This is a genomic window from Sphingobium quisquiliarum P25 (assembly GCF_000445065.1).
Lineage (GTDB): Bacteria > Pseudomonadota > Alphaproteobacteria > Sphingomonadales > Sphingomonadaceae > Sphingobium > Sphingobium quisquiliarum.
On record NZ_ATHO01000178.1, the window covers coordinates 1 to 2,019 of the forward strand.

Annotated in this window: 3 protein-coding genes; 2 read left to right on the top strand and 1 reads right to left on the bottom strand. The window is 63.9% G+C overall.

The window, feature by feature from the left end; genetic code table 11:
• Both L288_RS41780 and L288_RS41785 read left to right on the top strand, forming a co-directional pair.
• Positions 1-194 (top strand): hypothetical protein (locus L288_RS41780; protein ID WP_041208850.1); only part of this gene is annotated, 194 nt, incomplete at its 5' end.
• Between the two features lie 7 nt (positions 195-201).
• Positions 202-924 carry a DUF6118 family protein gene (locus L288_RS41785; RefSeq protein ID WP_015460630.1) on the top strand — a complete coding sequence of 241 codons (723 nt, stop codon included), beginning with the start codon at positions 202-204 and terminating at the stop codon, positions 922-924.
• 269 nt (positions 925-1,193) lie between these two features.
• Here the strand turns inward: L288_RS41785 and L288_RS41790 are convergent, their stop codons facing one another.
• Positions 1,194-1,958: an IS6-like element IS6100 family transposase gene (locus L288_RS41790; RefSeq protein ID WP_001389365.1), complete on the bottom strand. Its 765-nt coding sequence runs from the start codon at positions 1,956-1,958 to the stop codon at positions 1,194-1,196.
• Positions 1,959-2,019 lie beyond the last annotated feature (61 nt).

Here is a 2,019-nt window from a genome sequence, read left to right on the forward strand (position 1 = left end):
CGGGCAAGGAAATGGCGGGCATGGCGAAAAGCCTTGAGCGCGATCCCCAGGTGGAATTGGTCCTGCGTAATCGCACCCGCGAGCTGGGGCTTGAGATCGGCATGGGCCGGGGGCGCGGCATGAACAGCGGCGACCTTGGCCGCGAGCTGGCGCGGGATTTAGGGATAGGCATGGGGCGCGGAATGAGCCGGTAAGGAGAGGATGATGGACGAGGATAATTATCGCAACAACGGCAGGGCCGGCGACGATCCGCAGGCGGCGTTCGAGCAGTTGCGCGGCGAGGTGGCGCTGGTGCGCCTTGCGGTCGAGGGGTTAGCCCGCGCGCGCGAGTCCATCGAGATTCCCGATTATCAGCCGACGCTCGCCAACACCGAGAAGATATTGCTGGCGCTCACCCAGCGGGTCGATGTGATCGCGAAAAGCCCCGCGATGAAACTCACCCCGGAGACGATGGGAGAGCGTGTAAACGCTTCGGTGGCGAGTGCGACGGGCGAGCTGCACAACCTGGTGAACAGCACGCGATCGGACATGAGCGAGGCGGCGCGGGAATTGCGGGGGCTGATCGGAACGACGCGCGCGCGCTGGCAACAGGATCGGTGGCTGTTTTGGATCGGGTTGGGCGGCGTGGTGCTGGGGATATTGCTCTATGCGCTTCTCGCCGGCCTGATCGCGCGCGCCATGCCCGATAGCTGGCAGTTGCCGGAGCGCATGGCGACGCGGGCGCTTGCCGAACCGACGCTATGGGATGCCGGCACGCATCTGATGCAGCGCGCATCGCCGGCGAGCTGGGAGGGGATCGTCGCGGCCGCCAATCTGGCGCGGGACAATCGCGAGACGATCGAAGCGTGCGGCGCGGCTGCCGCCAAGGCGAAAAAGACGGTGCGCTGCACGATCGAGGTCAAGCCGGCGAACAATGACCGCTGATCGGCGCGCGCGGCCAAGCTCAGCGTCATGCCTTCGCCGATCGCGTAGCGGCCGAGCGCCATATCGCCGCCACCCTACGCCGGCGCGGCACTGCCGAGGGGCGTATCGGCGTGCCCTATCGGCCTATAGGGGCTAGGGGCGAATCACGGATTTCACCTGAATCCCGTCATGCCGTGGCGCAACTCCTGACGATCTCCGCCGCGCACGCTATTGCGGGCTCTGTTGCAAAGATTGGCGGCAGTCAGAGGTAGGCTGTCGCTCTGCGCCGATCAGGCGGCTGCTGCGAAATGGTGGTTGAGCATGCCCATGGCCTCCGTCAGCGCCGAGGGCCCAATGCCAAAAGCTCTCTCCACAAGGCGCACCTCGCCCCTGATGCCGGGCTGCAGGCACCAGGGGCGAGCCTGTCCTTTGCGCAGGGCTCGCATGACTTCGAATCCCTTGATCGTGGCATAGGCCGTGGGGATCGATTTGAAACCGCGCACCGGCTTGATCAGTATCTTGAGCTTTCCGTGATCGGCCTCGATCACGTTATTGAGATACTTCACCTGCCGGTGGGCCGTCTCCCGGTCCAGCTTTCCTTCGCGCTTCAATTCGGTGATCGCTGCACCATAGCTCGGCGCTTTGTCGGTATTGAGCGTGGCAGGCTTTTCCCAGTGCTTCAGGCCTCGCAGGGCCTTGCCCAGGAACCGCTTCGCTGCCTTGGCGCTGCGGGTCGGCGACAGGTAGAAATCGATCGTGTCGCCCCGCTTGTCGACTGCCCGGTACAGGTAGGTCCACTTGCCCCGCACCTTGACGTAGGTTTCATCCAGGCGCCAGCTCGGATCAAAGCCACGCCGCCAGAACCAGCGCAGCCGCTTCTCCATCTCCGGGGCGTAGCACTGGACCCAGCGATAGATCGTCGTATGGTCGACCGAAATGCCGCGTTCCGCCAGCATTTCCTCAAGGTCGCGATAGCTGATCGGATAGCGACAATACCAGCGCACCGCCCACAGGATCACATCACCCTGGAAATGGCGCCACTTGAAATCCGTCATCGTTCCGTCCGTCCAATCTCCGCCAAGCATGCTCAAGCTTCACGATTTTTGCAACAGAGCC